The sequence below is a fragment of the Formosa undariae genome (assembly GCF_042427615.1).
In the GTDB taxonomy this organism is placed as follows: domain Bacteria; phylum Bacteroidota; class Bacteroidia; order Flavobacteriales; family Flavobacteriaceae; genus Formosa; species Formosa undariae.
The window spans coordinates 870,663-896,221 of the sequence record NZ_JBHMEZ010000003.1; the positions used below are offsets into that span (position 1 = coordinate 870,663).

A 25,559-nucleotide genomic window follows, 5' to 3' on the forward strand; every position below is an offset into this window, starting at 1 on the left:
AAGAAGTGCTTTAGTCTATTTTATAAAATGAGACCTTTAATTAATTAAATCAATATTTATGAAAAAACAATACCTAATAGCTAGTGCTGCATTAGTAATGTTAAGCTGTGGTAGTTCAGAAAAAACGACATCCACGTCTACTTCTACAACTGAAGCAGCATCAAAACAGACAAACGATGTCAATTTTTATGCAAAAACCATTACTGAAGCTGAATTAAAAACAGATTTGATGATTTATGCATCAGATGAATTTGAAGGACGTCTTACAGGACAACCTGGTCAAAAAAAGGCAGTAGAATTTTTAAAGCAACGTTATGTCGATTTAAATATTCCAGCAGCTAAAACAGATGGTGATTATTTTCAAGATGTTCCTTTAGAAATAGTAAAAACTCCTGAAGCGACATTAACAATACAAGATTCTAAATTCGAATTAGGGAATGATTATATTTCTGTTTTATCGAGTGATTCTGGCACTATAAACACCAATGAAGTGATCTTTGCGGGCTTCGGTATTGAAACCGACGCTTATTCCGATTATAAGTCTATTGATATCAAAGGAAAGGTCGTATTATTTAAATCTGGAGAACCTAAAAAGGCCGATGGTACTTATATTATTTCAGGAACTTCGGAAGCTAGTGAGTGGTCAAATTTCAGGAAAGAAATGACTTTAAAAAGAGATCTAGCTAGAGAAAAAGGAGCGAAAGCTGTTTTATTTTATACTCCAGAAGAATATAACAATGCAGCTAAACGTTTTGGAAATTCTAAAGGAAGAATAACACTACAAGATAAAAAAGAGACTTTATTTTTCTTTATTGTTGATACTAAACTGGCTAAAGCCTTACTACCAAATATTGAAAAAGCAGAAAAACAGGAAACTATAAAAACCACTTTCAAGTTAGATTACAAAAAAGTTAATGAAGAAATTCACTCTGAAAATGTTGCTGCATTTATAAAAGGAACAGACAAAGCAGATGAAGTTATTGTAGTTTCAGCACATTTAGATCATGAAGGTATTAAAAACGGAGAGATTTATAATGGCGCAGATGATGATGGTTCTGGAACAGTAGCACTCTTAGAAATCGCTGAAGCTTTTAAAATGGCTAAAAATAACGACCAAGGACCGAGACGTTCAATCTTGTTTTTACATGTTACAGGTGAAGAAAAAGGATTATTAGGTTCAAGATATTATTCTGACTACGACCCAATTATTCCTTTAGAAGAAACTATGGTCGATTTAAACATTGATATGATTGGTAGAACTGATCCGAAACGTAAAAGCGACAATAGAAACTATATCTATTTAATAGGAAGTGATAAACTTAGTACAGATTTACATAATATTTCTGAGGAGGTTAATAAAGCATGTTGTAACGTTGAACTTGACTACACCTTTAATGACGAAAATGACCCGAACCGTTTTTACTACAGATCAGATCATTACAACTTCGCAAAAAACAATATTCCTGTAATTTTTTATTTTAATGGAATCCACGCCGATTACCATAAACCAACAGATACACCTGACAAAATTGAATACGATTTGTTAGAGAACAGAACCCGTTTGGTTTTTTATACGGCTTGGGAATTAGCAAATCGCGAGGCTAAAATTGTAGCAGATAAAGTTGCAGAATAAAGCAAGAGATTATGCATTAAAAAATCCTTCAGTATCTATTGACGCTGAAGGATTTTTTAGGTTTTAGAAGTTTGGTGTTAAATCATATTGCTTAAATACAATCCTATGACACTCATCTCTGTTCTCGACAAACTTTGCTTGCTACTTTCGTCAGAATCTTACTATTCGTTCTCACTAATGCTCGAAGACCTTAGAAAAACATGGTGTTTTTCTTATTTCACATCAAAAACCAAATCAATTTCGGTTGGAGGCAAACATCTTGTATCATCGCACACCATAAATTCCACGGTTCCATTGACCTTAAATGGTACGGTCCCTTTAACTCGTATACGTTGCTTAAATTCTGATGTCCCATCAAAATACTTTATTTTCATTTCAAAAATAGGATCATCTATAACATGTCCAGCTCCTTCTTGAGTATTTCCTTTTTTCAGAAAATCTTTACTCCCCTTAAAAGCAAAAGTTGTTGGAATAGGTCCGCCATCAGGCACTGTTTGAGAGTATAAATGCCATCCTTGATCAATGCTAGCAGTTGCAACTAACTCATATTCGGTATCCGATATTTTATTTACAGATGTCGACCATTTTACAGGCTCCAGTATTTGTCCGTTTACAGATCCCATAATCATCAAGACAAGAAGTAATACTATTTTATTCATAATAAGCTGTTTTATTCGTTGTTATGTTTCTCCCAAATATATACGAATATCACGTTGAGTTATAAAACTAGAATTAAAGTTATACTTCTTTTAACATTTTCACAAAAAACTCTAGACTCTAAAAAGCATAAAAAAACCGTCTATAATAAAATAGACGGTTTTTAAAAATTATTTGATTTAACGTAAAACTAGTTTTTTAGTAAGTCGTATTCCTCTGCGTTCAATAGTTAATACATACACACCTTTAGGATAACGAGATACATCTAAAGTATTATACATGATGCTTGCATTCGATTGGATAACTTGATTGTACAATAATTTTCCTGACATATCAAAAATACGAATTGGAGTATCGGCTTCTAATCCTGAAATTTTCACGTTTAACACATCAGTCGCCGGGTTTGGATAAATACTGAATTCAAAATCTAAAGTTTCCTCTTCTATATCTAATGTATGAGCCTCGACAATGACTAATACCTCATCTTCGCTAGAACAACCTCGGGCATTAAATACCTCAACCGTATAAATTGTAGTGGCATCGGGATTAACGGAGATACTTCTTGTGGTCTCGCCTGAATTCCATAAATAACGCGCCCCTTCAGCTGCTGTTAACCTAATAGATTCACCTTGATAAATGGTCTCGTCTGAACCTGCATTCGCCGTTGGTAAAGGGTTTACAGTGACAGTGACTTCTGCACTTGCCGTAACATTTTCCTCTGAAACATCTACTGAATAAGTTGTCGTTGAATTCGGATTAACAACAATACTCGCTGTGGTTTCTCCGGTATTCCAAATAAAGCTTGAACCTCCCGTTGCGGTTAACGTAACAGTCTCACCTTCACAAATCGTTTGATTATTTCCAGCATTGGCAATGACCTCCACTTTGGTTGCATTCACAGTTACTTTTACCTCATCACTAGCTGAACAATTATTATCATTTAAGACCTCTACGGAATAGATTGTCGTCTGATTTGGACTGACTGAAATATCTTTAGTCGTTGCTCCAGTACTCCATTTATAACGTGTTCCGCCAGTTGCCGAAAGTGTAATGCTCTCACCCTGCTCGATGGTTTGGTCTGAGCCCGCATTCGCCTGAGGTAATGGATTGACAGTCAAAGTGACTTCAGCACTCGCTGTAACATTTTCCTCTGAAACATCTACTGTATAAGTCGTTGTTGAATTAGGATTTACACTAATACTTGCCGTCGTTTCTCCGGTATTCCAAATATAGCTTGAACCTCCTGTTGCGGTAAGTGTAATGCTCTCGCCTTCACATATCGTTTGATTGTTTCCGGCATTGGCAATAACCTCCACTTTAGTTGCATTCACAATCACTTTTACATCGTCACTAGCTGAACAATCACCAACGTTGAATACCTCTACGGAATAGATTGTCGTCTGATTCGGACTTACTACAATAGCTTTAGTCGTTGCTCCAGTACTCCATTTATAACGTGTTCCGCCAGTTGCCGAAAGTGTGATGCTTTCGCCCTGCTCTATCGTTTGGTCTGAACCTGCATTCGCCGTTGGTAACGGGTTTACAGTCACAGTGACTTCAGCACTCGCTGTAATATTTTCCTCTGAAACATCTACTGAATAAGTCGTCGTCGAATTCGGATTGACACTAACACTTGCTGTGGTTTCTCCGGTATTCCAAACATAGCTTGAACCTCCTGTTGCCGTTAACGTAACGCTCTCGCCTTCACAAATCGTTTCATTGTTTCCGGCATTGGCAATAACCTCCACTTTAGTTGCATTCACAGTCACTTTTACCTCATCACTAGCTGAACAATCGCCAACGTTAAAGACCTCTACGGAATAGATCGTCGTCTGATTCGGACTTACTAAAATAGCTTTAGTCGTTTCTCCATTACTCCATCTATAACGTGTTCCACTGGATGCCGAAAGTGTGATGCTTTCACCCTGCTCTACCGTTTGGTCTGAACCTGCATTCGCCGTTGGTAACGGGTTTACAGTCACAGTGACTTCAGCACTTGCCGTAACATTTTCCTTTGAAACCGTTACTGTATAAGTCGTTGTTGAATTAGGATTTACACTAATACTTGCCGTCGTTTCTCCGGTATTCCAAATATAGCTTGAACCTCCTGTTGCCGTTAACGTAACGCTCTCTCCTTCACAAATCGTTTGATTGTTTCCGGCATTGGCAATAACCTCCACTTTAGTTGCATTCACAGTCACTTTTACCTCATCACTTGCTGAACAATCGCCGTCGTTAAAGACCTCTACGGAATAGATTGTCGTCTGATTCGGACTTACTGAAATAGCTTTAGTCGTTGCTCCAGTACTCCATTTATAACGTGTTCCGCCAGTTGCCGAAAGTGTGATGCTTTCTCCCTGCTCTATCGTTTTATCTGAACCTGCATTCGCCTGAGGCATCGGATTTACAGTCACGGTGACTTCAGCACTCGCTGTAACATTTTCCTCTGAAACATCTACTGAATAAGTTGTCGTTGAATTCGGATTGACACTAATACTTGCCGTCGTTTCTCCGGTATTCCAAATATAGCTTGAACCTCCTGTTGCGGTTAACGTAACACTTTCGCCTTCACAAATTGTTTGATTATCTCCAGCATTGGCAATAACTTCTATTTGTGGACTGTTGACAGTCACTTTTACATCGTCTTGGGAGTCACAACCATTTAAAGTCACTGTTACTGAATATATAGTAGTTTGGTCTGGTGACACGGTAATTGTAGACGTAGTTTCCCCTGTACTCCATAAAAAGGATCCTTCTCCGGTTACTGACAACTTTGTGCTTTCTCCTTTATCTATGTTAACATCACTGCCGGCGTTTATCGTTTGCCTGGGAGACACGGTTACTGTGACTTCATCGGAATTAGAACATATTCCGTTTGTCGTAGTAACCGTGTACGTTGTTGTTTTATTTGGTGAAACTGTAATTGTATTTGTTTTTTCTCCGGTGCTCCATTCAAAATCACCTGAACCTATTGCTTTTAGTGTCACCGATTCTTCTTCGCATATGGTGACATCTTCACCGGCATCTATAGTGGGTAAATCTTGAACTATAATTTTAACTTCGTCTGTATCTGTATGTCCTGAACTGTCTGTTCCTGTAACCGTATACGTCGTTGTCTGATCAGGACTCACCGTAATACTTTGCGTTTTCTCTCCCGTACTCCATTCGTAGGTAGAAGCTCCAGAAGCTTTCAAAATAACTTCTTCGTCTTCACAAATGGTGTCATCTTCTCCGGCACTGACCTCAATACTTTCATCAGGCACTTGTCCGTCTCTATAATCTACAACATAGGCCTGTATAGGATAACTACCGGAATCCCAATCTGAAGCAAAAATGACTCTACTACCACTTGGAGATGGACAAGGCTGTGATTCGTTATCGTAGGTAACCAGGCCTTTACGTAAGTTACAAATTCGTTCTACCCGTGTTCCATCTAATTTCACGGCTAATAATTCTCCTAAATAGGGCGTCCAATTTGTAGACTCCGAAGTATCTGCAAACACCCATCCTTTTCTTTTTAAGGCTCTAGCGGACACATGCCCGGCATAACTCCCAGAAGTTAAAACGGTTACCTTTCCATCGGATAATCTTCTCTTTATCACGCGACCACCATCAGGCTTAGATTTTGAAACGCCAACAAGAACTTCATCTCCATTTTCATCAACAGCCACATCGCCATGGCTTGGTCTACCATATTCACTCCAAAAAGCACCTACTTGTTTTCCATTTAAATCGAAGATTTTGGTTCTATCATTTCCTTGTCCAAAATCTCCATTAACCACCATATAGTTTCCTAAAGAAGACACCATGATATAATCCACCTTTAAACTACTAAGATCTATATCGTTATGCTTAATACCGCGTTCTAAATCTAACACAAATCCAACCTCCTTATTATCAGAGTTTCTAGTCGCTAGTACTGCTACTTTTGAACCATCGTCAGTAAAATTACCGGTATACCCTCCAATGGTAGACTTTGTATAGCCACTATAAGATATTAACGTTTTTATTTGATTCGTTTTGTAATTCCATGTTTGAATCCCATCGTTCTGTAATAAAAACATTAAATCCGGATCTGTAGGGTGCCAACGCACCTCTTTACTAGATGGCACATTTGCCTCTCCTAATACCTCATAGGTCTGTCCATCTAAAAACAAGCTCGATCCCCAACCTCCGCTAGAAGATTTATGTTTACTTAAATATAAAATGGACTCATCTGCATTCCAAGGCTGCCTAACACTATAACCATGTCGAGCAATATTTCTCCAATTCTCATTCGTATTAGAAATTTTGGTACCTACATCTCCTGTTATACGTGTTATTTTAGTTTTAAAAACAGGATCGACTACAGACTTAAGATAATCTGGTTTATCTAATTTTGGTAAAGTGGAATACACTTCGGTTGAAGTATCTAGGTCGAAATTTTGACAAAAAGTTTGAAACGGAACAAAACATAGTACTACCAATAAAATTTTGGCTAAAATTTTTACAATCATTTTTTTAAAGATTTGGGCTTTATTTAATTTAAGTGATCTATTAAAAAAGCCGAGCAAAAAACACATTTAATCCGCTAAAGAACACAAACATAGCATTTTTCTTACAATTAATTGAATTGTGAAAAACATCACGAAAAACTAATTTATATACGCGGGGAATTATTGTTTGGATTTTACACATCCGAATTTTTATTTCTGTATATTTAATAACCAATCTTATAATATTATTTTTTTGCTACTCAAAAGATACTATTCCATAATAGAAAATTTCTTGTCATTATCGCTCTTTAAGGCCATAGATGCTATAATACCATTACTAATAATTCCTTATTTAATTAAGGTTGTAGGAGAAGAAAATTATGGAATTTATGCCTTTGCATATGCCTTGATTTTTTATTTTATGAATATTGTACAGTACGGTTTTACGCTGTCTGGTGTAAGAATAATCGCCTTAAACAGAGCGGATAATCTAAAATTAAATGAGTCTTATAACAATATTTTCACAACCCAATTGTACTTAACACTGTTTGTTTTAACTGTACTTACTGTTTTAATACTTACCATCGACACCTTTAGAGTGCATTATCAGATCTATTTATTCTTCCTTATTTTAATTATTGGAGAATTTTTAACACCGTTTTGGTTTTTCCTCGGTATAGAAAAAATGAGATTTATAACCATAATAAACCTACTCTCGAAATCCTCTTTTGCTGTCCTCACTTTTTTTCTAGTTAATAGTAAAAGTGATTATGTTTTTATTTCGTTATATCAATCTATTGGTTTCTTGGTATCTGGTCTATTTGCCCAATTTATAATTATATACAGCTTTAAAATTAAATTTAAAATTGCACCAATAAAGAATGTCATCGAGACATTAAAAGAAGGTTTTAGTTCGTTTCTTACACTTATTACACCAACCATTTATTCCAATACCTCTATTTTCCTTATCGGTATTTTTGGTGCTCCACAATACGTGAGTTATATGCAAATAGGGACAAAAGTTTCCGGAGCCTTTAGCGTTTTAAACACCATACTAACGAGTGTATTTTATCCCATTATAAATAGAAAAAAGTATTTATTTAAAAGAATAAGGTATATTTTTTTAAGTATCGGTCTTGCTTTAAGCTTTATAATGTATTTCTTTTCCGATATTCTTTTAAGACTATGGTTACCTGGTAACCCTGTAGAAATCATACAAACCGTTAAGCTTTTAAGCCCCACTCCGTTTTTAGCCTCTGTAATCTCGTGCTATGGCGTAAATTATCTTATGGTATTAAACAAGGACCAATTGTATATGAGAATTGTGCTCATTGGTTCGGTTACGGGTCTAATACTGGGATTGATTTTAATTCCAAAATATTATTATGTAGGTGGTGCCATTTGTATTGTGAGCGCAAGGGGAATTAAGGCACTTTTATCATTTTATTACAGCTATAAATTATCTAAAAGCAATAAGAATGAAATTTAGTTTTTACATTTGGATTTTTTATTTAATCATCCTGCCATTTTATGTAATGCCTTCAGGAACTCCCCAAATGGCAGACATTTTGGGTGTATTATTAATTGCCATACACATTAAAGAAATTGTAATATCGGCGACTAAGAATGACTTTTTTAGATATTTAATATACTTCACCTTTTACACCTTGTTTGTCGGTGTTTTTTGGTTCGCATACCTTGGAGATCCTGAACTTATTCAAAGCCCAATAAATTATCTGTATTGCTTTTTCTTTATGTCTTCGATATTTTCATATTTCAAAGATCCACAATTTATTAAACTCACCATTTATGGCGTTTTAATAAGTATAGCATTACAAATTGCATTGTGGCCATTTATACCGTATCAAGGTGCAAGAGTTCAGTTATTTTTTAATAACCCTAATCAATTAGCACTTTGGGCCCTGTGTCTTTTAATTTTTAGTAGTGCACTTAGTTTAATTCACAATAAAAAGTCAGTCATATTTCCAGTAATATATGTGCTGTCTTCTTTTGCTATTTTCCTTTCAGCTTCTAGATCGGCACTTGTAGGTTGTTTTGTGTTTTGGATTGTATTCTTTTTTAAATCTAAGAGAAACTTTATTTCTATCACTCTCATTTTTATTCTCTTAATAATGATCGTAGTTACTACCGAGGCCATTAATTTTGAAGACTCACCATTAATAAACTATGCCATTAATAGATTGTCTGGCGAAAACATATCATCAGACTCTAGCCTGGGTGGTAGAGGCTATGATAGAATACTTAATTTCCCACAATACTTAGTGCTAGGCGCTGGAGAAGGTGGTGTAGAATATCGTTTTGACTCTCCTATAGAATTACACAACACCTTTTTAACCATGCTGTTTAGTTATGGTTTGCTTGGATTCTTTTTCTTTCTAAAAAGTTTCTACGAAATAGCAAGAGGGGCCACAAAATACATTTTAATACTCTTACTTATTCTTTCTATGCATTTAAATGCGCATATGTCGTTTAGAGTTCCGCTTTTATGGATGACATTGGCATCGCTTTTTTATGCTAAAGAATATTTAAACTCGGATAAAACAGCTTAAATCAATCCGCTAAAAATCAAACTATTAATCCTTTAAAATCAGACTAAGAAGCAATTCCAATATTTCCTATTATCAGTATTTTTCAGAATAAACTAACGAACCAAAACCATGCAAAAAACTAACATTCTTATCGTCGCCTCCTTTTCGCCCTCTCTAATTCATTTTAGAGGCGATTTTATAAAAAGCCTAATCGCTTCTAATTTTCAGGTATTTACGGCAGCACCCGATTATCCAATACAGACCAGAGATCAATTAAATAATATGGGTGCTATTCCCTTATCATTTAAATTAGAACGCACTGGTGTAAATCCGCTGAATGATTTTAACTCAATATTAGAATTAAAATCATTAATGAAACAAAACGCAATAGATATTATTTTCCCCTATACCGTAAAGCCGGTTATATATAGTTCTATAGCTGCAAATCAACTTAATATACCTGTGATATCTTTAATAACGGGATTGGGTTTCACTTTTACGGGTCTAAGCACAAAAGCTATAATTCTGCAAAGAATTAATGAGTTCTTGTACAAAAACTCCATTAGAAAAAACAAACTGATCATCTTTCAAAACAAAGATGATTACAAGCTTTTTTTAGAGAGAAAAATTTTAAAACCTGAAAATAAAGTCGATTTTGTTAATGGTTCAGGTGTTAATCTTGATAAATATAAATTTAGAGAGAATACAAAATCTACAGCTGCTATAAAATTTTTATTTGTTGCCAGACTAATAAAAGAAAAAGGAGTCCATTTATTTATTGAAGCAGCAAAAGTTTTAAAAGCAAAATTTCCTAATTCTCAATTTCATATTATTGGAGAACCGGATCAATCGCCTTCTGCGATTAACATTTCAGAATTAAATAGCCTGCATAACGATGGAACAATAATTTATCATGGCAAACAAAATAATGTAGAAGAACACTTATATAACTCAGATGTTTTTGTATTACCAACGTATTATAGAGAAGGTATTCCTAGATCTATTTTGGAAGCATTATCGGTTGGATTGCCTATAATTACAACTGATTCTCCGGGATGTCGCGAAACTGTTGAATTAAATTATAACGGCATATTGGTAAAAACTCAAGATCAAGATTCTTTAACACACGCTATGCTCTATTTTTTAGAGCACCCTGAAAAAGTAGCGTCTTATGGAATACACAGTAGAGCGTATGCAAAATCTAAATTTGATGTAAATCTTGTAAACAACAAATTGATTACATTAATTAAGACTGTAATTAACAGTAAATAACCTCTAGTATTTACAAACCGAGGATTATTTACTGTATTGTAGCTAAAAGAAGAAGAAAATTATTTAATCACTGACGTATCTATAACTTTTTATTGTTAAAGTGCCACCATTTTTTTGATGCATTAGGATTCTTTCCGTAGCCATAACCGTAACCATATCCATAACTACGTTTTTGATCTACACTATTCAATAATATTGTCATATTTGGCAACCTTTTATCGTCATACAAAGATTGTGCTATCTCTAAATTTCGTTTATCTAAATAATTTGCTCTTACCACATATATAAATAAATCTGCAAACTTGCTAATTAACAACGTATCTGTAACCAATCCTACAGCGGCTGTATCGACAATAATATAGTCGTATTTATTATTTACAGAATCGAATAATTTATGTACCCTCTCGTTTAATAAAAGTTCTGCTGGATTAGGAGGAATGGTGCCTGAAGGTATTATACTTAGATTCGGATCGTCTTTAGACGTTACAACAACATCCTTTAATTCCAGATTAGTATTGCTTATAAAATCTGTTAATCCTTGACTATTATTAACATCTAAATACTTAGACGCTCTAGGCACCCTAATATCTGTTTCTACAAATAATACGTTTTTACCAGAATAAGCTAAGGATAGTGCTAAATTTATGGAAGTATGCGACTTACCCTCTTTACTTGTTGTAGAGGTTACAAAGATGATTTTAGATTTATGATTGAGATTTTGTAACATGAAATCTATATTAGTCCGTAAAATCCTAAAAGATTCTGCTTTGGGAGAATAATCTACTTTCTTAATAGTAATCTCTTTCCCTTTAGATTTTGGAATCTCGCCAATGACAGGAATAGACAAATATTCTGAAATATCGCTTTTACTATGAACCTTATTATCTAATAAATTTTTACCATAAATAGATGTAATTGGAATAATAAGGCCTAAAATTAAAGATGCGAGGTAAACAATAATTTTCTTAGGTTTAACAGGCTGTTTAGAACTATGTGCCCTGTCAATAATTTTCGCGTTTGGAGAAGACATACCCAGTGTAATTGCTGTTTCTTCACGTTTTTCAAGTAAATACAAATACAAAGACTCTTTAATCCCTTGCTGTCTTGTGATATCTCTAAATTTACGTTCTTTTGTTGGTGTTGAATAAATTTGAGCATCAATTCTAGAGTCCGTTTTTCTTAACGAACTCAGAGTAATCTCATTAGATGATTTTAGATTTAATAAACTCTGATCTAAATTTGTCTTGAGTGATTTAATTTGATTATCTAAGTTAACAACGGTTGGATTTTTTTCACTTGAATTTTTCAAAATCCGGTTTCTTTGAAGTACCAAATCGTTATGACTCTTAGTCACTTGAGCAATTCCAGGATCGTCAATCCCCACATTAGAAGGGAGTAAATCGCCATTACCATTATTAGCATTAAGATGTTCTTCCATGTAATCAATCAGTTGAAGCTGATTAGAAGTTGAAATCAATCTATTTTCATTGTCTCTTTCAGATTGTAAAAATATAGTAGACTGAGAAGCCAAATCAGACAATCTATTATCTTTTTTTAGGGTTTCTGCGGTTAAATCGACCTGCTGTAGCTCTTCACTAATAACATCCAAACGGTTATTAATAAAGTTAGAAGTCACCTTAATAATTTCTTCTTTATCATTTACCACATCCTCATTATATTTTTCCACCAATTTATTTAAGAAATTTTCAGACTTTTCTTTAATAGCGCCATCTAATTGCAACTTAATAATATTGGTGCCCTCTATATTTTCTACGGTTAATTTATCCTGAAAATCTTCAATAACGTCCTCCAACGGCTTAATTTCAACCATGATACAAGAGCCCTCATTAAAACCATATGTACCGAAATTAGGCGTTAAAATAACACCTCCAAAATTAGAACTTAATTTATCTCCAAAATTATGAGTTGTCGCGCTTGAAGATTCACCTATGGCCGTTATGGTTTTAGAATCATCTTTAGATATTGTAAATTTTGAATTCGAGAGTACGGTAACATAGAAGGTGGTGTCTACGGTGTTTATAACCGAATCGCTTGTAAAAAAAGTGAGATTAAGAGGAGGTTCTAGATAGCTCTCCTTGTCTTTAATTCTTCCTTGTACGGAATACTTGAAATTAAGTTTTAAATCTTTTACGACTTGCTCTATTAGCATCGTAGATTTAAGTATTTCCATTTCATCCCTAACCTTTTCCACATTAGCCGTAAGCATTCCCATATTTTGCATATTAGAAAGCTCAGGCAGTTTATTGGTTTGCTGATCGTTATTTATCTTGATTAAGGTTGAACTCTCATATTCATTTGTCGAGTACCTTAAATAGACAAAAGCAAACATTATGCACATCAAAATTGAGATTAGAAAAAACTTCCAATTCGATCTATATTTACTAAAGATATTTATAAACTCTTCCTTTGGAGTGTAGGTTTTATTTCTCATAATTAATTACTATTATTAATAATTAATGCTGTTATGGTTGCTAATGTTGCAATCGCTGAAATTAACACTACATTGTTCTGGTTGTATCTAGAAGATCTTACTTTAGATTTATTTGGCTCGACATAAATCACATCGTTTTGAGTCAGGTAGAAATACGCGGAATTCATAACATTTATAGATGTTAAATCGAATTTATGATATCTATTTTCACCATCTACTTCTCGTATCAAGAATACATTATCGCGTTTACCGTAGATCGTCAAATCCCCTGCCAATCCTAGAGCCTCTGTTAACGAAATTTTTTCGTCTTGCACCGTATATGTCCCGGGGTTTTTAACTTCCCCAATAACCGTTACCGTAAAATTCGCCAATCGAATATTTACGATAGGATCTTTTAGATATTCACTCAGTTTTTCTTTCAAAAACCGATTAGCATCACTTCTAGATAAACCTCCTAATTTTAAAGTCCCTAAAACAGGAAATTCAATTTGCCCATCTTTATCAATAAGATACGTTTGCATTTTTAAATTTCCCTGAGCACTAATTACCGAAGTCGCATTATAAGATACTGCTGGCAAATTAAAGGGTTTAGCCGCTTCCGGATCTAGTCCAGAAACATCAATAGTTAAAAGATCGTCTGGCTTAAACTTAAGTTCGAAATCGGCAATTTTTGAACTTCCATTAGCCATTTCATCTTGAAAATAGACTATACTCTCTCGAGAGCCACCGCAAGACGCTAGAGCTAATGAACAAATTAAAATTAAAAATTTAAGTCGGTTTTGGTTAAAATATCTCATAGTAGTTAGTGTTTAGCATCTAAAACTTCAAACTGGGAATTGTTTGAAATATACTCTGGTACGATGCTTTTTATTATCGAAACGGTTTCTAAGGTTTTACAATTGGCATTATTCTCTTTTAAAATTAAAATTTGATTTAAAATGGTATCGACATCAATTTTCCTAGCTTTAGCTATCATTATTTTTTCATGATAGGTTGGCTTGGTGTTTTCTCCATTGGCTAATAATTCTTCGTAAATTTTTTCTCCGGGTCGCAGTCCTGTTATTTTTATATCGATATCCTTTGGATAGCTTAGCCCAGACAGCGTAATCATGTTTAACGCTAAATCGAATATTTTAACAGAAGTCCCCATATCGAAAACATAAATCTCACCGCCACTTCCCATAGCCGCTGCTTCCAGAACCAAAGAACAAGCTTCGGGAATCGTCATAAAAAATCGCGTAATATCTTTGTGGGTTACCGTTAACGGCCCTCCTTTTTCAATTTGTTTTTTAAACAATGGAATCACAGATCCATTAGATCCCAATACATTACCAAACCTTGTGGTTATAAATTTTGTAACACCTTTTTTATGCAAACAACTAATATATAATTCGGCAATACGCTTAGTCGCTCCCATAACATTAGTTGGGTTAACCGCTTTATCTGTAGAAATCATGACGAACTTAGTAACGCCATATTTAACAGATAAATTAGAAATATTCATAGTCCCACCAACATTCACACTCACTGCTTCGTAGGGGTTGTTTTCCATAAGAGGCACATGCTTATAGGCTGCCGCATGAAACACGAAATCCGGTTTATATTTTGCGAATAATTGATCCATTCTAATCACCGTCCGCACGTCTGCGATAATGACTTCAAAATTATCAACTTCATTTTGAATAAACTCTTGTTGGAGCTCGTATAACGGGGACTCTGCAATATCTACTAAGACTAATTTCTTATAGTTAAAATGCGATAATTTCCTGGCAATTTCACTTCCTATAGATCCCGCAGCACCAGACACTAGAATCACTTTATCCTTGTACTCGTCTATCAAAATGGGATTCACAATATTAATAGGGGCTCTTCCTAATAAATCTACGATGTTTACATCTTTAATTTGACTTACCTGTAAATCCCCATCAATCCATTGTTGCACCGGTGGTACTATTTTAACCTTTATAGATTTTGAAAGAAAATCTTTAGTAATTTCTAAAAGACGTTCAGAACTTATACTTTGAATTGAGATAATAATCTCATCTAAATTATGTTCCTTAATAAATTCGGTGGTAATATTCTGCAGACTGTAAACCTCTAATCGGTTTATTTTCTTTCCGATTTTTTCAGGATTATCGTCTATGTACCCAACGACTTCAATATTACTTTTCGAATCGTTAGTTATCGCATCATGCGCTACAATTCCAGAAATACCAGCACCATACAACAAAATCTTATGCTTTCGTTTTCTATATATTAATTGTTCCGATTTTATACTTTGATATATGGAACGAATCAAAAACTTTACTCCTATAAGAAAAAATATATTCAGTAATAAGTGGATATATATAATCGATCCCGGTATATTAAAGACAGTATCAAACTCGTAGTTTCTACTTAAATACGTAGAAATTATTAAAATTGTGGCTAGAATATTTATACCAACAACAATATTAATCACGTCTCTTACTCCCGTGAATCTCACAACGCCTCTGTGCGAATTAACCACGATAAAACTAAACGTTGCAGCAAGTAGAACAAAAGGCACTTGCTTTAAAAACGTGACGATATCAAAAGATATTTCAAAATTATATCTAATCACATACGCCAGAAAAAAGGTAACCGTAATCAAACATAAATCGAAAGATAATACAAGCCATTTTGAGGCATATCTATCCGCGAGTTTGTTTAGTAAATTATTTATTTTATCCAAAATAATTGATAATTAATGAAACGATTCTATTTAGGTCTTCTTCAGTTAAATTAGATCCACTTGGCAAACACAAACCGCGATCAAATAAATCATCAGAAACACCATTTAAATACTTAGGAGCATCTTTAAACACGGGTTGCTGATGCATGGGTTTCCATAAAGGCCGCGATTCTATATTATCTTCTTCCAAGTGCATTCTTAAACCTTCTTGAGTTGTATTATCTTTTAACAACATACAAGTAAGCCAACGATTAGAGTAAAAACCTTCAGGTTCTTCTAAAAATTGTATGCCATCAATATGTTGTAATTGGTCCTTATAAAACTGAAAATTTGCACGTCTTTTCTGAACATGATCTTCTAAAATCATCATTTGTCCACGTCCAATTCCAGCAACAATATTCGACATTCTGTAGTTGTATCCGATCTGGGAATGTACATATGCTACGGCGTTATCTTTAGCTTGAGTCGCTAGAAACACAGCTTTATCCCTATTTTCTTTTGATGCGCAGACCAGAGCACCTCCACCCGATGTTGTAATAATTTTATTACCGTTAAATGAAAGTATAGCATAATCGCCAAACGTTCCACATTTCTGATTGTTATAAGTGCTTCCCAAAGATTCTGCACTATCTTCTACTATAGGAATATTGTATGTTTTTGAAATCGCTTGAATTTCTGCTACTTTATACGGCATACCGTATAAATGAACAGCAATGATGGCTTTTGGTTTTTTTCCTTTACTCATCCGGTCTTTAATGGCCGTTTCTAGAAGAATAGGACACATATTCCAAGTGTCTCGTTCACTATCTACAAAAACGGGTGTTGCACCTTGATAAACAATTGGATTTGCTGAAGCAGAAAATGTTTTAGACTGACAGATCACCTCATCTCCAGCTCCTATTTTTAATAAAATTAAAGCTAAATGCAAAGCCGCTGTACCCGCACTTACGGCTGCGACTTCTTTATTTTGATTTAGATAGCTTTTTAAGTCATCTTCAAAACCAACAACATTAGGACCTAAAGGAGCGATCCAATTGGTAGAAAAGGCTTCATTAATAAAACCAATTTCGTGTCCACTCATATGTGGTGATGATAACCATATTTTTGAATTCATAAGTAAAATTGTTACAAAAAAATAAAAACAAATTTTATGTCTATGTTGAAGATTGTCACATAAAAACAAAACCTAAAGCAAATTATTTATTATTACCTTGTAATATTAATATGTTATTTAAATATCAGTAAATTTATTAAGAATAATTCAATAAAAACGATGAATAGCAGATATTTACGTTAATTACTGAATTAAAGTTATAGGATTAATTATTTCTAAAAATGTTTAGAATATCATAACTTTTAACCTTAAAATTATAAAGTAAATATAATTTTTAAACGATAGTAAGGAATAGTATAATTGGTTGCTTTTTCAGACATTCGTGTCAAATTAATTTTCCATGTATTTAAGACTATTAGTCAGCACTATAAATAAAAAAAATCGAATTGTTCCGTCTTTAAAATAGCCTGAATTGACGAAATCGTGGGTCAGTATAGTTTTCGTCAGTTTCATATTGGCATACCAATATGAAACTAATACTTAAAATAAGATAAATTTAAGATCTTTAAACCAAATGTATCTGCAAACCACAATTAACTGATATACACACATTTATTTATTTTTTTATTATAGTGCATTCAAACATAAATATGTAAAAATTATTAAATTTGAATGTTCCCGAACGTTTCAGTTTAATAGTCAGTTATTACGCGAAAAGAATGTTTGTTTTAACCTTATTTATTATCATCTTACTCAAAATTTAAAAATCTTTATAAAACAAAGCATCATTTACAACTAGACGTTTTTTGTTAAAAATGCTAAACTAATATTATATATGTACAACACAGTATTTAAAAGGATTATCGATTTTACAGCTGCTTTAATAGGTTTTATACTCTTATTTCCAATATTTTTATTGGTCACTTTAATTTTACTGGTAACCAATGGTCAGCCTTTCTTTTTTCAAAGAAGACCGGGAAAAAACGAAAAAGTTTTTAAAATTATGAAGTTTAAATCCATGTCCGATAAAAAGGATGCGCACGGTAAACTTTTACCAGATTCCGAACGCGTAACGGCTTTAGGTACATTTATTAGAAAAACCTCTTTAGACGAAATTCCACAATTATTAAATGTAATTAAAGGAGATATGAGCTTAATTGGGCCACGACCTTTACTCGTAAGATATTTACCATATTACACAAATGAAGAGAAGTTAAGACATACGGTTCGTCCTGGAATCACAGGACTGGCACAGGTTTCAGGAAGAAACTCTATAAGCTGGGACGACAAATTAGCTATAGATGTAGAATACGTAAAAAATATAAGTTTCCTATTAGATATAAAAATCTTATTAAAAACTGTTGGAAAAGTGATTAGCGTGTCTGATATAGAATTAAGTCCTGATGTATTAGATTTAGGTGCAGATAGGGAGGAAAAACGCAATAAAAAATTAACGAATCAGGACAAATTACAGTCATAGTATAATAGTATACATTTAGCCTTTACACTTTTGGAATAGCCATAACCTTTTCTTTAAATCTATAGAAAATAGTCGTATCATCTTGTATACTTCTATCGACAATCATTCCAGCCTGAATCACATTATTATTACCAATTTCTACACCAGGTAATACCATAGAGCGTAAGGCAAAATAATTATAATTTCCAACTTTCGCCGCACCTGCAATACCTGCTACAGATAAAAAGTTGCAGTCCCCAACAACACAATCATGACTAATAAAACTATAAGCCATTAAAAGATTATAGCTCCCCAGTTTGCTGTATTTTTCTAAAATACAAAATGGAAATACAATATTACCTTCGCCTATATCTAAGTCTTTTGGCATAACAACACTGTGATGGATCAGACTCCCAATATTAGCCTTTTTAGCCTTTAGTGCTTCAATCATTTGGGCTTTAAACTTCAAGCTCATTACAGCAATTAAAACCTCCTCGTCTGCTTTAGGAATATAGTCGTCTATATCACACAATACAGGTGCCTCGAAGGTGTATTTATTATAATTATCTTCTAAATGGTCTGCATAATCAATATAGCCTCGAATATTAATTTGTTCTTCTTTTTCTAATTGAGAATTAATGTCTTCTATTAAAAAAGTCACCTCCGAAGCACATCCCCCTGTACCTAAAATAATTACATTTCTCATAGCTTATTTTTATTATATTTTAAATCGATAGTTGTAGTCAAGTCTTCTGTACGGTTTCAAAATCTACATTCTACTTTGAATAAGATCTTTTAATCCCTGCACGGTATCTGCGCCTTCAATTTCATCTGACGAAAATTGTACATCAAAATCGGAATCGCAATATGCGATAATAGACAAAATGGTTAAAGAGTCCCAAACGTCAAAAGACTCTAAACTATCTGTAAGCTCTACTGATTCTACTTCTAAAAGGTCTGCGATTGATTCTAAATAGTTTTCCATAAGTTTAATTTTTATAATCTATTATTTTACAAAAGTTTAAATTCCCAACATCCATTAAAAGTGAAGACCAACTTAGCCCAGCTCCAAAACCACCTAAACATAATTTAAAAGATTCCGTTTCTAATGTTTTCCCCAAATTGTACGTAATATTGGTCGGAATGGTAACACTGTTAGCATTTCCAAAATTTTCTACAATGTTGTTCGGTAATTTCTCATAGGAAACGTTCATTTTATCAGCTAGTTTTTTCAGCATAAATTTATTCGGCTGGTGAAACATAAAATAGTCTACGTCATCTTTAGAAATTTTTGCTTTGTCTAATAAATTATCAACCATTACAGGCACTTCGGTCTGAACGAAATTGAACACATCGTCACCTTTCATAACCAAATGATCCAGCGCTCTAGAATTCCCACTACTATCTTCTTCTAATTTTGCAGTTTCAGGATTAGAGGGTAATTTAAAACCTCCTGCAGGTATATATAAGGATTCAACACCCTTTCCTTCTGTTTTTATCGATCCGTAAATAGTTGATGTATTCGAATCTTTCTCTACTATAGTTATCGCGGCACCATCGCCTTGTATCGGTCGGCTTCCCCGATCGTGTTTAGACACTTTCTTACTAAATGTATCAGCATTAAGAACAACAACTTTATTAATCTCCTCTTGCTCTAACAACATAAAAGCTTGCATTAAACCAATAGGATATCCTGAACATGCTAGACTAGTATCTAAGCAAACAACATCTTGTTTTAAGTCTAATTTACCATGAATAACATGACTTGTAGAAGGAATAATATAGTCGTGCGATTGAGAGACAAGTACGATGCCATCTATATCTTTTTTATCTAAAAGGTTGTTTTCAAACAAATAATTTAAGCCAAAAACACATAAGTCAGAGATCGTAGTCCCTTCAGAAACTATGCGCCTTTTATTATATCCCATGATTAACTTAAGTTTCATGGACTGCCCTTTTGAAAATGCATAATTATCTATTTCATCTTCAAATTTTACTTCATTTTCAGGCAACACAGTAAGTATTCCTGTAATCTTTTTATTATGATATTTTAAATTCATGCGGTGGTTAGTTTGTTTGTTAGTATCGTACTATCTAATGTGCATATTAATATAAAATATTTTACGTAATAAGCTGATTTTTATAGTTTAAAGTAATTAAAAATTGGTTGAATTGTTATTCCGGATTTAAATTCATGACCTTCAATATAGAAAATCAAATCAGTGGTCCTCCAAAGGTGCTCCATCGTACCATTCTATCCATTAAAAATATGCCATCCCAAGGCGATTCAAAATTTAACATTCTACCCAATTCAGGACAACGCATTACACCTTTTCCAACAGCTTTTTCGGCGAAATGCAATGCTTTTTCGCCGCTAGCGGCTAATCCAATAGTTTGTATCGTATCGTCTATATGTTCTAAAGTATCTTCGATATGCGCTACAGGATGCACCATAATTACTCTAGAATAAATCGGAGCGTTTAAATTCTTGTCTTCAGAAAAAACAACCGTCCATGTCGTGTCTTCGCTACTCCACACTTGGCCTTTAAAATCGTACAATCCCCTTACAGAATGTATAGCCGATATTTGCTCTACAGAGACTTCTCCTTTTGGAATTTGCAGACTTGTTTTCTTAAAGCCATCTGCTAGTAAGGCACAAAATTCTTCAGGAGAAACGCTGCCACCGGTTTCTATATATAGATTATGTGGAGAAGCACAACCTGTTTGATCGAATACACTCGAATCTACAGCCACTTTCCGTGCTAATTTTCGTGCTTTTCTTTCCGTTAGTAAAACGTCTCTAGATATTGCCGAAAAAGAAATTTTTGGTCCGAATATAATATCTTCTGTTTCAAACAGAGAAGGATATTTCGCTACTGTTTCTACAGCTTCTTTTCCGCCCCATGCAATTCTCACGTGTGCCGATTTAGACATGAACTCACCCATGTTTTTGTCTGTATGAGAAAAATACACAACTGCAATGGTCTGTAGCAAATCATCTCCAGTAATGGTATAATTCCCTCTAGTAGTAAAACTTAAACCTTCAAAACACTTTAATAAATGAGCAAAAACACCTTCATCTTTCGAAGAAATTTTTAAAAGATTTACATTTTTAGTCAGTATCGATTGTAATAGCGCAAACATGCCTAAAACTTGAACATTTCCTGCCAACCAATGGCACACTAAACCGCGCTGATTCGCTTTTAAGAATTGTTTTCTAGACGAATTTAAGGGCAAAAATCCATCAATATATTGTCGATTACCTCTAAGGCCAATGGTTGCTATTCGGTTAAGATGTATGGGTTTAGCCCAATTAGCCAAAAAGCCTAAACCCTTCTCTTTTAGGGATAATAAATCGCCCTCACCTTGCATCCATAGTTTTGAAGCTTCACCAATTAATCCTATTAAAGCATCAATTGGCTGCATGCTAAGCCATTCCTTTTTACTGTTTAATTCGGAAATAATTTCTTTTAGTTGAAGTTCCGATGACTGAGAACGATCAATTTGTTTTCCGTTCCAGTAATGAATTTCTAATTTAGATTTTTCTACTGAATGCGTAGCTTCATCGGCAACAGAAAACTTTAATTTGCTGCCAAGAATATCTCCACATCCTCTAATTTCAGCCTTCTTTAAACGTCCTAAAATTTTAAATCTAGTGCCGTGTCTACCTTGCGGACAAGGTTCTGGGTTTATAACGCCTACATCGTCTGTTAAAACAACATTTCCAGGATAAGAATGTGGTATAGGCGATAAAAACTCTAAAACACCTTCTTCGCCATCCGGCATCCGTTCTCGCGTTACCGGATCCCGAACAATAAGGTTAGAATATAGTGGCGTATGTTTCCAACCACATTCACAATCAGGGTAGTTTAATCCCATTTGTTCCGTAAATCCATAAATATCTATAACATGCTCTGCCTTTACGGAAAACAATGTGGCCATAGATTGATTAAACTGAATCTTACTTATCTTTTCGTGTTCTAACTTTTTCCATCCTCCAATATGAATAATTTTAGATCCTTTGGGCAGACTAAAAGCAATCCCTTTGTCTAATAACGGTTTTACAACTTGGGCGTATAGCATATACGTGAACCCAAAGACTACAATCGGGATATCAGGATCTAATTGCCCTATAAATGCGTTTGTTTTCTCAATGTCTATGGCTACGCTTTCGTCGGCTTGCATCTCTAGAGCATAATGCACTTGGTTCGCAAAATTTAAATAGCCTCCAATAGCGGCATATCGTGCACCCAAAAATTTTATATTTTCAGGCTTCGGAATCACATCAACAACAATAAAAGATGTACGCTCGGCCCCTATAAAGTCCTTAATAACCTTAATCATAACCTTAGATTGTCGTTTTGCAGTAATCTTATCTAAAACTACAGTACTGGGAACTCCTGAAGTTGCCGAAGATTGCAATGCGAGTTTAACATCGCTATCTGGTATGGATTTTAAATGCGCACCTAAATCTTTAAAAACACTGACTGAAATAGGTGGGATTTCACTTAACTCACCTTGAAACCCGTAGGGATTAAAGCCTTTATTCAGACAAAAATTCTTGTATTGCGCGTTATTATCGAAATGAAATTTTAATTCTTCTAATAAGGCTTCAAAAAATAACGGATCCTTTTCATCTGCATCTAATGTGTACGGGTTTAAACTAATTAGTTCATCTGTTTTTGTTATCGTAGCTTTTCTCATGCTGTAGCGGTTTTAAAGATATCTACTAAAAAATCCTTGTTCATACGTACAGGATTACCTTGTCCTCCTTTATCACTTAATGCATTCTCAAAAAAAGCATCGTTAGAAAGTATGTGATCTTTATTTTCTTTTAAAATAAGACGCTCTTTAGAGAGGTCGAAGGTTTCTATAAAATGCTCTACAAACGTTAATAACTCCTCCCCGTTTTGATACCCAGAATGCTGTGCCAATTGGTTAAACCGTGCTTCTACTTTAGAATCTTGAATGTTTTTCTTTATCACAGCGGGTAAAAAAATAGCTATGGCGCTAGAATGGGACAATCCATACGCCGACATCTGATGTGCCAATGCGTGGGTAGCACCAACAATACAATGGTTCTGTACTAAACCTGCAAATAGCGATGCCAATTGCAGTTTATTTAATTGGTCTTGCTGAATGCCCACCGCCACAACTTGGAAGTATTTGGATATCATTTGAATGGCTTTTTCTGCATAACAGTCCACCAACATATTATCAATTAAAGACAAATAACCTTCAATGGCATGAGATAAAGCATCGACCATCGAGGATAGTAATATTTTTTTTGGAGCATCCTTTATTAAGGAAGCTTCTAAAACAATTATTTCAGGAATAAACTGGTGACTTACAACAAATTCTTTGGTTTTAAGTGTTTCGTTATACATAACCGAGGCAGACGATATTTCTGCACCACTACCAATGGTAGTAGGCACAGCAACAAAAGTTGTTTTCCAATTTAACATCGAAAAACTGGTTTCATTCACATCAAAAAAAGGGAATTCGAAATACGTTCTTACCATTTTGGCACCGTCTATAACACTACCTCCTCCAATAGCAACTATTAAATCGGGGCTAAAAGCTTCCACTTTCGCCACAGTGGGATTTAAAGTCTCTAAAGTAGGTTCCCCGTCCCACGTTTTAAGAATAAATGTAATGGCAAAAGCAGAAAATGCTTGAGTTACTTTTTGTTTGTAGGCGTCGCTTAAACTAGATCCATGTATAACAACAACTCTAGAGCACGCATAGGTTTTTAATCCCATAATTGCATTAGGACCAAATAAAATAGTTGGCTGTCTTAATAAAAACTTGGAATACATTCCTTGTGGTTCCCACATAATTATTTTAATTTTTGTCGTTGAATTTTACCAGATTTAGTCTTCGGAATTTCTGCTATCCACTCATATATTACAGGCACTTTATACGCATCTAGTTTTGTTTTTAAGTACATATTAATGTCATTAAAATCATTTCTAGAATTATTTTTTACGATACACACTTTTACAATTTCCCCCAAAATGCCTTCAGGATCGGCAACTCCGATGCAAGCAGATTCTAATAAAGGATCGAATTCTTCTATTTTAGATTCGACTTCTACAGGCGACAGTTTTTTACCGCCTACATTTATAATTTCTTTAAAACGCCCTTTTAAAGTAATATAACCTTGCTGATCGCGGTGTCCAATATCTCCTGTTCTAAAATAATCATTAAAGAAAAACGCTGCTTTCGGTTGATTGATATAGCCTATAGTAACGTGATCACCCTTAATACAAATTTCTCCTTCAACCCCATCTGCTTGTGTATGGCCAAACTCATCTGCTATTATAATGTCCACATTCGGACTTGCAATGCCTATGGTTTCTAAGTACGTCGCATCCGAATGAAACTCTATAAAGGTCGATCTGGAAGCTTCCGTTAATCCATAATGCATACAAATTCTGGTGGTCGGAAAAAGTTTCATTAGCTCCAACTTATCGCTTAAGGACATAGGCGCACTTCCTAATTCTATATAATGTAATTGTTTCGCGAAATCGGCTAACCGAGTGCCACTCATTTTTTTTAGGTATTGCCAACTGGCAGGCACCATTCCAAACCCTGAAATCTTATGGTCTTCAAATGTTCTAAACAGCCGTTTTATATTCACCATACTCCCCAATAACACAAGCGTTCCTCCCGAAGACAGCGTACATTTAATACGGCCTAAGCCAAAAGAATGACTTATAGGTAAGGCTAATAGCTCCACATCCTGTTCATTATTTTTAATAAACGTATTTATGTGTTTTGCACTCGATGCAATATTACCATGAGATAGCATCACACCTTTAGGAATACCTGTTGTTCCCGTAGTAAATAGTATATCTGCAACAGCATCACGATCCGGAAAGTTTATAGCAGAATCCACATGCTCGACTGTTACATCATTAAATATTTCGAAACCATAACAGCGCGGTTCATGATCAAGCTCAAGCCCTAAAATGAGCTTAGGCGAGATGCGATCTGTAATAAATTTAAGGTGTTCCGTCTGTATTTGTTCATCTAGAGGAAGCACTTTGGCTCCTATAAGATGTATCGCAAAATAGGCGTAAATAAAATGCACATTTTTATTAGCCGCTAACAACACAGAATCGTTTTTCTTTAAAGCGAATTGTGCTTCTAAAAAAGATTTAGTATGACAGATATGTTCCCAAAGCAGATTATAAGAAACGGTATTTTTATTATGAATTAATGCCGTTTTATCGGGTGTTTTTAAGGCCCAATTATATATTTTTTCTTCAAGTGAAACAAATCGCGTCATA

Annotated in this window: 17 protein-coding genes; 5 read left to right on the forward strand and 12 right to left on the reverse strand. The window is 34.4% G+C overall.

All coding sequences use genetic code 11. The features are described from left to right. Window positions 1-58 precede the first annotated feature (58 nt). The gene (locus ACFFVB_RS06950) at window positions 59-1,633 is read left to right on the forward strand and encodes a M28 family peptidase (RefSeq protein WP_382381992.1); all 1,575 of its coding nucleotides are present in this window, start codon (window positions 59-61) and stop codon (window positions 1,631-1,633) included. A gap of 212 nt (window positions 1,634-1,845) precedes the next feature. Here ACFFVB_RS06950 and ACFFVB_RS06955 read toward each other — a convergent pair whose 3' ends face one another. Together ACFFVB_RS06955 and ACFFVB_RS06960 are read right to left on the reverse strand one after the other, a co-directional pair. Continuing rightward, entirely contained in the window at window positions 1,846-2,292 is a 447-nt protein-coding gene (locus tag ACFFVB_RS06955) for a protein-disulfide reductase DsbD domain-containing protein (RefSeq protein WP_382381993.1), read from the reverse strand. A gap of 177 nt (window positions 2,293-2,469) precedes the next feature. Further along, window positions 2,470-6,786 carry a T9SS type A sorting domain-containing protein gene (locus tag ACFFVB_RS06960; protein WP_382381994.1) on the reverse strand — a complete coding sequence of 1,439 codons (4,317 nt, stop codon included), beginning with the start codon at window positions 6,784-6,786 and terminating at the stop codon, window positions 2,470-2,472. 271 nt (window positions 6,787-7,057) lie between these two features. Between ACFFVB_RS06960 and ACFFVB_RS06965 the strand changes: the two genes are divergently transcribed. The 3 genes from ACFFVB_RS06965 (at window position 7,058) to ACFFVB_RS06975 (ending at window position 10,586) form a co-directional block, all read left to right on the forward strand. Beyond that, on the forward strand, window positions 7,058-8,254 hold the full coding sequence (locus ACFFVB_RS06965) for an oligosaccharide flippase family protein (RefSeq protein ID WP_382381995.1): 1,197 nt from the start codon (window positions 7,058-7,060) through the stop codon (window positions 8,252-8,254). Beyond that, window positions 8,244-9,335, forward strand: a complete 1,092-nt coding sequence (locus ACFFVB_RS06970; protein WP_382381996.1) for an O-antigen ligase family protein — start codon at window positions 8,244-8,246, stop codon at window positions 9,333-9,335. Before ACFFVB_RS06965 ends, ACFFVB_RS06970 begins: the two co-directional genes overlap by 11 nt. 108 nt (window positions 9,336-9,443) lie before the next feature. Further along, entirely contained in the window at window positions 9,444-10,586 is a 1,143-nt protein-coding gene (locus ACFFVB_RS06975) for a glycosyltransferase family 4 protein (protein WP_382381997.1), read from the forward strand. Window positions 10,587-10,665: 79 nt separating this feature from the next. Here the strand turns inward: ACFFVB_RS06975 and ACFFVB_RS06980 are convergent, their stop codons facing one another. Genes ACFFVB_RS06980 through ACFFVB_RS06995 form a run of 4 tightly spaced genes read right to left on the reverse strand, consistent with a single transcriptional unit; the run spans window position 10,666 to window position 16,865 of the window. Continuing rightward, window positions 10,666-13,038: a GumC family protein gene (locus ACFFVB_RS06980; RefSeq protein ID WP_382381998.1), complete on the reverse strand. Its 2,373-nt coding sequence runs from the start codon at window positions 13,036-13,038 to the stop codon at window positions 10,666-10,668. A gap of 2 nt (window positions 13,039-13,040) precedes the next feature. After that, entirely contained in the window at window positions 13,041-13,835 is a 795-nt protein-coding gene (locus tag ACFFVB_RS06985) for a polysaccharide biosynthesis/export family protein (RefSeq protein WP_382381999.1), read from the reverse strand. Between the two features lie 5 nt (window positions 13,836-13,840). Next, window positions 13,841-15,751 (reverse strand): polysaccharide biosynthesis protein, encoded by a 1,911-nt coding sequence (locus ACFFVB_RS06990; protein ID WP_382382000.1) that lies wholly within the window; start codon window positions 15,749-15,751, stop codon window positions 13,841-13,843. Further along, window positions 15,744-16,865, reverse strand: coding sequence for a DegT/DnrJ/EryC1/StrS family aminotransferase (locus tag ACFFVB_RS06995; protein WP_382382001.1), 1,122 nt, complete (start codon window positions 16,863-16,865; stop codon window positions 15,744-15,746). The genes ACFFVB_RS06990 and ACFFVB_RS06995 overlap by 8 nt, the downstream gene beginning before the upstream one ends. 775 nt (window positions 16,866-17,640) lie before the next feature. Between ACFFVB_RS06995 and ACFFVB_RS07000 the strand changes: the two genes are divergently transcribed. After that, window positions 17,641-18,285 (forward strand): sugar transferase, encoded by a 645-nt coding sequence (locus ACFFVB_RS07000; protein ID WP_382382002.1) that lies wholly within the window; start codon window positions 17,641-17,643, stop codon window positions 18,283-18,285. A gap of 22 nt (window positions 18,286-18,307) precedes the next feature. On the opposite strand, the gene ACFFVB_RS07005 is transcribed toward ACFFVB_RS07000, so the two are convergent. From ACFFVB_RS07005 to ACFFVB_RS07030, 6 genes are all read right to left on the reverse strand, one after another. Then, complete coding sequence (locus tag ACFFVB_RS07005) at window positions 18,308-18,970, reverse strand: LbetaH domain-containing protein (protein ID WP_382382003.1); 663 nt, start codon at window positions 18,968-18,970, stop codon at window positions 18,308-18,310. A 63-nt stretch (window positions 18,971-19,033) separates the two neighbouring features. After that, on the reverse strand, window positions 19,034-19,249 hold the full coding sequence (locus tag ACFFVB_RS07010; protein WP_382382004.1) for a phosphopantetheine-binding protein: 216 nt from the start codon (window positions 19,247-19,249) through the stop codon (window positions 19,034-19,036). A 4-nt stretch (window positions 19,250-19,253) separates the two neighbouring features. Beyond that, window positions 19,254-20,324: a 3-oxoacyl-ACP synthase III family protein gene (locus ACFFVB_RS07015; RefSeq protein WP_382382005.1), complete on the reverse strand. Its 1,071-nt coding sequence runs from the start codon at window positions 20,322-20,324 to the stop codon at window positions 19,254-19,256. A 154-nt stretch (window positions 20,325-20,478) separates the two neighbouring features. After that, window positions 20,479-22,968 (reverse strand): LuxE/PaaK family acyltransferase, encoded by a 2,490-nt coding sequence (locus ACFFVB_RS07020; RefSeq protein WP_382382006.1) that lies wholly within the window; start codon window positions 22,966-22,968, stop codon window positions 20,479-20,481. After that, window positions 22,965-24,101 (reverse strand): iron-containing alcohol dehydrogenase, encoded by a 1,137-nt coding sequence (locus tag ACFFVB_RS07025; RefSeq protein ID WP_382382007.1) that lies wholly within the window; start codon window positions 24,099-24,101, stop codon window positions 22,965-22,967. The genes ACFFVB_RS07020 and ACFFVB_RS07025 overlap by 4 nt, the downstream gene beginning before the upstream one ends. A 2-nt stretch (window positions 24,102-24,103) precedes the next feature. Further along, on the reverse strand, window positions 24,104-25,558 hold the full coding sequence (locus tag ACFFVB_RS07030; protein WP_382382008.1) for a class I adenylate-forming enzyme family protein: 1,455 nt from the start codon (window positions 25,556-25,558) through the stop codon (window positions 24,104-24,106). Window position 25,559: the final 1 nt, after the last annotated feature.

Bases quoted from the DNA above. Each gene is read 5' to 3' on its own strand.
- ACFFVB_RS06950 (WP_382381992.1), top strand. From the start codon at position 59: ATGAAAAAACAATACCTAATAGCTAGTGCTGCATTAGTAATGTTAAGC.
- ACFFVB_RS06955 (WP_382381993.1), bottom strand. From the start codon at position 2,292: ATGAATAAAATAGTATTACTTCTTGTCTTGATGATTATGGGATCTGTA.
- ACFFVB_RS06960 (WP_382381994.1), bottom strand. From the start codon at position 6,786: ATGATTGTAAAAATTTTAGCCAAAATTTTATTGGTAGTACTATGTTTT.
- ACFFVB_RS06970 (WP_382381996.1), top strand. From the start codon at position 8,244: ATGAAATTTAGTTTTTACATTTGGATTTTTTATTTAATCATCCTGCCA.
- ACFFVB_RS06975 (WP_382381997.1), top strand. From the start codon at position 9,444: ATGCAAAAAACTAACATTCTTATCGTCGCCTCCTTTTCGCCCTCTCTA.
- ACFFVB_RS06980 (WP_382381998.1), bottom strand. From the start codon at position 13,038: ATGAGAAATAAAACCTACACTCCAAAGGAAGAGTTTATAAATATCTTT.
- ACFFVB_RS06985 (WP_382381999.1), bottom strand. From the start codon at position 13,835: ATGAGATATTTTAACCAAAACCGACTTAAATTTTTAATTTTAATTTGT.
- ACFFVB_RS06995 (WP_382382001.1), bottom strand. From the start codon at position 16,865: ATGAATTCAAAAATATGGTTATCATCACCACATATGAGTGGACACGAA.
- ACFFVB_RS07000 (WP_382382002.1), top strand. From the start codon at position 17,641: ATGTACAACACAGTATTTAAAAGGATTATCGATTTTACAGCTGCTTTA.
- ACFFVB_RS07005 (WP_382382003.1), bottom strand. From the start codon at position 18,970: ATGAGAAATGTAATTATTTTAGGTACAGGGGGATGTGCTTCGGAGGTG.
- ACFFVB_RS07010 (WP_382382004.1), bottom strand. From the start codon at position 19,249: ATGGAAAACTATTTAGAATCAATCGCAGACCTTTTAGAAGTAGAATCA.
- ACFFVB_RS07015 (WP_382382005.1), bottom strand. From the start codon at position 20,324: ATGAATTTAAAATATCATAATAAAAAGATTACAGGAATACTTACTGTG.
- ACFFVB_RS07020 (WP_382382006.1), bottom strand. From the start codon at position 22,968: ATGAGAAAAGCTACGATAACAAAAACAGATGAACTAATTAGTTTAAAC.
- ACFFVB_RS07025 (WP_382382007.1), bottom strand. From the start codon at position 24,101: ATGTGGGAACCACAAGGAATGTATTCCAAGTTTTTATTAAGACAGCCA.
- ACFFVB_RS07030 (WP_382382008.1), bottom strand. From the start codon at position 25,558: ATGACGCGATTTGTTTCACTTGAAGAAAAAATATATAATTGGGCCTTA.